Raw genomic sequence first — 7,164 nt, forward strand, 5'->3', positions numbered from 1 at the left:
AAAAGCTTGGTCGATAACGACCGCATACCGTAAAAGAGGTTTTGGCCATGCCAGACTTGATGAGCAATTCCGTTACCGGCCTGTTGGCCATGCAGCAGGCACTTGCCACGACGGGCAATAATATCGCCAACGCCAATACGCCGGGCTATTCTCGTGAACGGGTCAATCTGGCTTCCATGCAGGCCCAGTATCAAAACGGAAGCTATATCGGTTCAGGCGTGCAGGTGGCTTCGGTTACCCGGATGTACGATCAGTTCATTACCAGTCAACTCAATGCCGCAACCACAACCAATAGCAGCCTGACCTTCCAGAATGATTTCACCACTCAGGTGACCCAGTTGCTGGGAGATACCTCATCGGGCATCGCGCAGCAAACCCAGGCGTTCTTCAATGCGACACAGGCAATCGCTGCCAACCCGACGGACGCCACGGCGCGTTCGACATTCCTCGGGTCGGCACAAGCGCTGACCGACAGTTTCAATCGAATCGACAGCCAGTTGCAAAGTCTCGATAACCAGATTGGTCAGCAGGCATCGGATATCGGTCGGCAAATCAACACCTACGCCAAGCAGGTGGCCTCATTGAACGGTGAGATCAGCAAGGCACAGGCAACCAACCCCAATGCCCTGCCCAATGATCTGCTCGATCAACGGGATCAGTTGATTACACAGATTTCATCTCTGATCGATGTGAAGGCCAATCCGGACAATCAAGGAAATATCAATCTCACTCTAGCCAGTGGCGAGTCGCTGGTTCTGAACTCGACTGCGACCAACCTGAGCGTGGGGAATTTGCCTTCCGGCCTGAATATCACCTTGGGCAAAACCGACATCACATCCCGCGTGAACGGCGGCACCTTGGGCGGAATGCTTGAGGCTCAAAGCCAATTGATCACCCCTTTGCGTAATCAATTGGGCAGGGCCGCGCTGGTGCTGGCCGATCAGGTCAACCAGAATCAGACCGCCGGTGTTGATTTGAACGGGAACACAGGAACGAATTTATTCACGGACGTTTCCGCATTTGCGCCGCAGACCACGGCACAGCCAACAAATAAAGGGACCGGTTCTGCGACAGGGGCTTACACCGATCCCACCTTGCTGACGGGGCAAACCTACCTTGCGCGTTACGACGGCACTAACTGGCAGGTGAGTACCGTTCCCGGTGACGGCGCAGCACCGTTGACGGTCGCTTCCGGCGGTACGCTGAACCTGCCCGGGCTGGATGTGACCTTTGCGGGCGCACCGCAATCGGGCGACGTGCTTAATATCCTGCCGACGGTGGGGGCCGCTGGGAAGATCGGCGTGGTTCAGCAAAGTCCTTCCGGGATTGCAGCAGCAGAAGCGGGCCAGCCTGCCTACTCGCGTGACAATACCCAAATCCAGAAGCTATTCGATTTGAGCTCGGCTACCATCGTCGGGCAAACGGCCTCTGGAGCGGGTAATGGTTCCAGTTTGTCCGAGAGCGTGAGTTCGGCGGTTAGCCAAGCCGGTGCTTTTGCAGGACAGATTCAACTTGCGGCCAAGGCAGCCAGTGCCACTCTGACAAATTTGACTGCCCAGCAGCAGTCGGTTTCGGGTGTTAATCTCGATGAAGAAGCCGCAAATCTTTTGAAGTATCAACAACAATATCAGGCGCTTTCGCAGTCGATCAGCTCGGCCAATACGATTTTCCAATCGCTGCTCTCTGCCTTTCGTTAAGAGGATTCGGATATGCGTGTTTCAACTTCCATGGTTTTTGCACAAGGCCTGAGTAATCTGCAACAGCAGCAGTCCGCGATGCTGCAATCTCAGCAAGAAATTGCAACCGGCGTGAAACTGACCAATCCGGCGCAAGATCCGGTCGCCTTTTCGACGGCTAGCGATCTGTCCGTGCTCAGTAGCAAGCAGAATCAGTACAGCACGAATATCGACAATGCAACCGGTAAGATCCAGGTACAGGAATCGACCTTGGGTTCGATTACCACGATGCTGCAAAGCGTGCGTGATGTCGCCATTCAGGCGAATAATGCCGCGCAAAACGGCACGTCACTGTCCGCGCTTACAGATCAGCTCGATCAGTTGCAAAAGGCTTTGGCTGGTCAAATGAATGCCACGGATGAGCGCGGGGAGTATCTGTTTTCGGGGACGGCCGCACGTGAAAAACCCTATGACGCCAGCGGCGTACTCAATCCAGCCGTGGGTTCGGCGGGGACGGTCAAGCTGGCCATTTCCGACCAGCAGTCAGTGGGCATTAATCAGCCAGCCGGGCAGATTTTCCAGCTTTCATCCAGCGCAACGACAGGGGGCAATGCCAGCATTCTGCAAGTCATTGATCAACTAAAAACGGCGATTACGACGCAACCTGCCAATCTGCAAACCGTTTATGAAAATGCCCAAAAGGACATTGACGCCGTTATGAACCAGGTGACGGACGCGCGCGGTAGCATGGGTAATGCGCTCAATACGCTGAGCACGGCCAAAAACGATAACGCAGCACAAAATGTGCTTACCCAGCAAACGCTCTCCGGCTTGCGCGATACCGATGTCGCCAGCGCCATTACCAAACTGAACCAGAGTTACCTCAATCTGCAGGCGACCCAGCAGAGCATGGTTAAAATTCAAAGCCTGTCCCTGTTCAACTATATCCGTTGATTTCGAACCCATTTTTCCCACTTTCGGTTCGGCTGAGTGGGTAGAAAATTGTCTCCTATACCTGAATTCTCCCCGTTTGGTTATGGTGCTCTTGTCGATGTGCCTGCATTGACTTTGATCAATAGATGACGTTCAATGTCGGAAATTGATGTATAGGCACCTCGAAAAACCTACTGCGCGCCCCGATTGCTGCGTTGGGCGGTGCTCGCTCCCTCGCCTATCTATCTGATATGTCTCGGTCGCTGCGCTCCGGCCGCCTTGCACTCGAGCCGCTCGTAACGGTTTTTCGAGGTGCCCGTATTTCATACAAGGAGTTTCGCTTATGTCGCCCTCACTCCAAGCCGTCGTTATTGATCTGGAGCGGATCTTTGCAGCGATCAATGCAGAGCGAAAGGTGGCGGGGTTACCTCAGATTGAACACGCTGTCATGCGCGTTCGCGTGAATATTCGGCTGGCGATCAAGGGTCAGGATCGAATTGAAGGTAAGTTGCCCGTCGTTCTTTCATCGGATGCCACGGATGAATTGTCTCGTGTCCTCAATGAACTGTTTCAGACCAGCTTCAGTGCACAACAACTGCAAGAGTTGTCCATTAATCAGACGCCACCTGAATCTGTGTCAGACACTTCGCCCCCGCAAGTTCAGGAAAGTCATTCCGATCAACCTGCGGCGGTGGCAGAACCCATCGCTTCTGTCGAACCTGCTCGTGCAGCGGCCGATGAGCCACTAAAGCAGATTTACCTGGTCGATTTGTACATTGCCATCAACCAAAGTCGGCGCCAGGCTCAATTACCGCCGATCGAGCCTGCGGTGATCGCTGTTCGACTGGGTGTTCGTTTCAGTATCATGAGACGTAGGAGGCTGGATTTCGGTCAGGCCTCTTTGGAGATGTCTTCCCTTGATCTGGATGCGTTACAAACCATTCTGGTTGAGCAGTTTGATGTCAATCTTCCGGGAGGGACTCACGAACTGGTCGTTGCAGGTTTGCGGCGACAGCGCGAACAGCCCCGTAAACGCTCATGGCTTGAGCGTGTATTCCGCAAGCGAGTTCATCACATCGGGGTGCCCGCACTCATCATGGCTGTCATGCGCCAAAGAGCGAGTCTGGGTTACAAGCCGCTTTCACCGACCCTGATCACAACAGGTTGTCAGGAGACACTGGGCAAGATGGGGATCCAGTACCAGCCCGGTATGACTGAGATATCACTCAACGAATTACAAACAGATCAACTCGCTGAATTTTTACGCAATGAATACGGGCTTTATTTTGAAGATTTAGAGGAATTTCTTGATCCGAAAAAATAATGACTGTTCACAAACTTGGTACACCGAATTTATATAAAAAGGAAAATTCAATGAGAATGAACATGCAGGCTGATCGTGGTTTGATTCGGATCGGTGGTTTGAGCCATGTGTTCCATTGCAATCACTACAATGCCCATTTGCAAATGGCTGTCTTGTTGGGTGAGGGAATCGAAGATGGTTTCGACCCCCGGGAACTGCTTTCCCGTGGTGCTCGAATGGTCGTCGAATACTTGAGAGGAAAGGGGTATTCAGAGTCAGATCTGCTGGCGGAATATACCGCCTGCGGGTTTGGTGTGCTGAGACAGGAAGATGTCGATCACTGGGTTGCAGAGCATTCTCACTACGGCGAGAAAACCTATATCCACGGTCGTCCGGAACCCAGTTGCTTCTTCGATGCGGGCTTTATCAGTGGCATGACCGGGCGAGCGACACGAGAGGTCAGTTGCCGGCACGCTGGCGGTGGTATGGATCGGTTCGAGCTTGGCGCGGCCGTCGAGCCACTGCCGCCATTCATCAAGAATTCGGAAACGATGACAGATGCCCCGGCCCGGTTCGATTTCCCCGAATGCGCGCCCATGAGTACGGGCGTGGATGAACCGGCGATTATCGAGGCGGTCGGCGGTATGCCGCTGATCGGCAAGCCTGCGTCCGAGGGGGGCAATGGACTGATTCTCGCTTTTGGTGTGGCTTTGACCATTCACTATGCCGATTATTACAACTTCATCAGTTATGAAGTGTATCGACGCATGGTGGCGATTGGTGTGCCATCGGATATGGCGCGCGAGTCTTTTGTTTTGGCGGGGCACGTGTGCGCGTTCAATACCTTAGGTGGCATCATGGAAAGCGATGCTTGGGATCAGATGATCAAACCCATGTGTCAGGATGTGAGCGACTGGGTGCACGGCATCGTTGCGGTCGTTAATGCGCTGGGATGGGGCGTATGGCGGGTGGAGAAGATCGAGCCGGGCAAAGAGTTGGTTATCCGGATTTATAACTCCTACGAAGGTGTTGGTTTTCGTCGGCTTTATCCACCAGAGGCCGGTGAGAAGCAGTTGTCCTTTTTGGCCATGGGGGCTGTGCGGGGGATTGCCCATCTGCTGTGGAAAATCGATATCCGCGAACGGCCGGGGCTCAATGAACAGCTGTACATGCAGACGTTCAATAATCCAAAAGGCTATTGGTCGGTGGAACAAACACACGCCATTGCCGCAGGTGATGGATACGACCGCATCGTCACCCGCGCACCATGATTACTCGCCCGTCCAGTACGTCACGTCTGATTTCCTTCTCTGAGGTTGATTTGATGATGCTGAGGGTGCGACGGTGCCGATATTGATCAGGCCGATGAGTTCTTCTTCGGGTGCCAGGCCCAACCCGGACATCACCTGCCGATCATAGACCCGGCTGCCGGTGAGCCAGATGGTGCCATAGCCCAGATGGTTGGCGGCGAGCATCAGCTGATGGGTCGCGATCGCCGCGGCAATCAGCTGCTCGGTAGCCGGTACCTTGGGGTGTGCATGATCCAGTCGGGCAATGGCCGCGACCAGCATGGGCGCACGCAGGGCCCGCTCGCGTTCACGTTCCAGCAGATCGGGTTCTGTATGTGGCGCTCTTTGCAGCAGTGCCCGCACAAACAGTTCGCCAAGCGCGTACCGAGCCGACCCTGAAATAACCAGAAACCGCCAGGGTTTGAGGGCGCCGTGATCCGGTGCGCTTTGTGCCGCGGCCACGAGTTGTTGCAATTCTTCATGGGAAGGTGCGGGTTCGATCAGGTATTTGGCGGGCGTGGATTGTCTCTGAATAAGAAACTCAATCAGATTCATGTTTTTCCTGTTGTATTTTTGATGATTTTATTGAGCACGTTATCGGGCCACAATGTGGTTTTTTTGAAATAAAGGCTTGGAGCTGAACGCTTTTTGCTTGATAATTTGCGCCCACTTTGAAACATGCTGGATTTATGGCAAAAGAAGATTACATCGAAATGCAAGGCACCGTTGTGGACACCTTGCCCAATACCATGTTCCGCGTCGAGTTGGAAAATGGCCACGTTGTCACGGCTCACATTTCCGGGCGTATGCGTAAAAACTACATCCGTATTCTCACGGGTGACAAGGTCACGGTTCAGCTGACACCTTATGATCTGACCAAGGGTCGGATCTCGTTCCGCGCGCGCTAATCCCGAATTCGACTTCCGTTCGCGCTTTTTGTTCCTCGCCCGCCCATCGCTTGGGCGGGGGAAGAATTTGTGCGGTGAGAGTTTCCACCCAACTTGCGTGCCCCCGGCACAATCTCCCTTCGTATTGCTCTGGCCGTTTTAGCCGGGAGATTCCGCGGTTAACGCTTCTTCCGCGGGCTGGATGGTCAGTGAGGGGACACCTGCCTCATCGAGTGAGAACCGGACTGTGCCGCCATGTTCGGCCAGTTCGCCAAACAGCAACTCTTCTGCTAACGGACGTTTGATTTTTTCCTGAATCAGACGTGCCATCGGTCGTGCGCCCAGGACAGCGTCATAGCCTTCCCGTCCCAGCCATTGGCGAACTTCATCGTCGACAACCAAACGGACTTTCTTCTCTTCGAGCTGCTGCTCCAGTTCAAGCAGCAACTTGTCGACCACGTTGGCGATTTGCCGCGGAGCCAATGCCTTGAACTGGACGATGGCGTCCAGCCGGTTGCGGAACTCAGGGGTGAAACCACGCTTGATTGCGTCCATGCCGTCCGGGCTGTGGTCCTGAGTGACGAAGCCCATGCTGTTGCGCGCCAGCATTTCGGCACCCATGTTGGAGGTCATGATGAGAATGACGTGCCGGAAGTCTACTTTGCGGCCATTCGTGTCTGTCAACGCGCCGTTATCCATTACCTGAAGCAGGACGTTGAACACATCCGGATGCGCTTTTTCGATTTCATCGAGTAGCAATACGGCATGGGGCGTCTTGTTGATGGCCTCGGTGAGCAGGCCGCCTTCGTCGAAACCGACATAGCCCGGCGGCGCGCCGATCAAGCGCGATACGCTGTGCCGTTCCATGTATTCGGACATGTCAAAACGCACGAGCTTGATGCCGAGCAGGCGGGCAAGCTGTTTGCTGACTTCCGTTTTGCCCACGCCGGTCGGGCCGGCAAAAAGGTAGGAACCGATGGGCTTGTCTGCCGTACGCAATCCGGAGCGCGCCATACGAATGGATGTCGTGATCTGTTCGATGGCGTCTTCCTGACCGAACACCACCATGTTGAGGT

7 protein-coding genes are annotated in these 7,164 nt (G+C 54.3%); 5 read left to right on the plus strand and 2 right to left on the minus strand.

Annotated features, from left to right (window positions below; all coding sequences use genetic code 11):
- Window positions 1-47: 47 nt before the first annotated feature.
- From flgK to PHD44_RS08110, 4 genes are all read left to right on the plus strand, one after another.
- Entirely contained in the window at window positions 48-1,697 is a 1,650-nt protein-coding gene (flgK, locus tag PHD44_RS08095; RefSeq protein WP_300190134.1) for a flagellar hook-associated protein FlgK, read from the plus strand.
- 12 nt (window positions 1,698-1,709) lie between these two features.
- Entirely contained in the window at window positions 1,710-2,630 is a 921-nt protein-coding gene (gene flgL / locus PHD44_RS08100; RefSeq protein WP_300190137.1) for a flagellar hook-associated protein FlgL, read from the plus strand.
- A 322-nt stretch (window positions 2,631-2,952) separates the two neighbouring features.
- Complete coding sequence (locus tag PHD44_RS08105) at window positions 2,953-3,933, plus strand: hypothetical protein (RefSeq protein WP_300190140.1); 981 nt, start codon at window positions 2,953-2,955, stop codon at window positions 3,931-3,933.
- A gap of 50 nt (window positions 3,934-3,983) precedes the next feature.
- Window positions 3,984-5,183, plus strand: coding sequence for a hypothetical protein (locus PHD44_RS08110; protein WP_300190142.1), 1,200 nt, complete (start codon window positions 3,984-3,986; stop codon window positions 5,181-5,183).
- On the opposite strand, the gene PHD44_RS08115 is transcribed toward PHD44_RS08110, so the two are convergent.
- Window positions 5,184-5,756 (minus strand): nitroreductase, encoded by a 573-nt coding sequence (locus PHD44_RS08115; RefSeq protein ID WP_300190144.1) that lies wholly within the window; start codon window positions 5,754-5,756, stop codon window positions 5,184-5,186.
- 134 nt (window positions 5,757-5,890) lie between these two features.
- On the opposite strand from PHD44_RS08115, the gene infA reads away from it, so the two are divergent.
- A complete protein-coding gene (infA, locus tag PHD44_RS08120) occupies window positions 5,891-6,109 on the plus strand; it encodes a translation initiation factor IF-1 (RefSeq protein ID WP_300190147.1) in 219 nt (72 codons plus the stop codon).
- Between the two features lie 138 nt (window positions 6,110-6,247).
- On the opposite strand, the gene PHD44_RS08125 is transcribed toward infA, so the two are convergent.
- Window positions 6,248-7,164 (minus strand): AAA family ATPase (locus PHD44_RS08125; protein ID WP_300190150.1); only part of this gene is annotated, 917 nt, incomplete at its 5' end.

It is taken from the genome of Halothiobacillus sp., from assembly GCF_028710545.1.
GTDB lineage: Bacteria > Pseudomonadota > Gammaproteobacteria > Halothiobacillales > Halothiobacillaceae > Halothiobacillus.